Source organism: Paraburkholderia sp. SIMBA_030, from assembly GCF_046535245.1.
Taxonomy (GTDB): domain Bacteria; phylum Pseudomonadota; class Gammaproteobacteria; order Burkholderiales; family Burkholderiaceae; genus Paraburkholderia.
Genome location: NZ_JAWRXB010000727.1, coordinates 1 through 265, shown reverse-complemented (window position 1 = coordinate 265; position 265 = coordinate 1). Strand labels below are relative to the sequence as shown.

Annotated in this window: 1 protein-coding gene; it reads right to left on the bottom strand. The window is 59.2% G+C overall.

The genetic code is table 11. The annotated features are described in order from the left end of the window. The coding region (locus tag SB772_RS41870; protein WP_410838758.1) for a hypothetical protein at nt 1–265 on the bottom strand (265 nt) is incomplete at both ends.

Genomic DNA, 265 nt, shown 5'->3' with positions numbered 1-265 from the left:
CAAGCACCATGTTCACGAGCGGGCTGATCAGCGTGGTCAGTTTCAGCCAGCGCGGCAACCATCCGAGGGAGAAGTGTGACATGGGGCGGAGCTTGCCCTCGTAGTAGTGAGAGAAGAACTCCGACTTGTACGTGGCCATGTCCACACCGGCGGGGCAGTCGTTGGAGCAGGCTTTGCAGGCCAGGCAGAGGTCCAGTGTTTCTCGGACGTCCTTTGACTTCCAGCCTTCGTCAATGCTTTTGGCACCGCGGACCATATCCTGCAG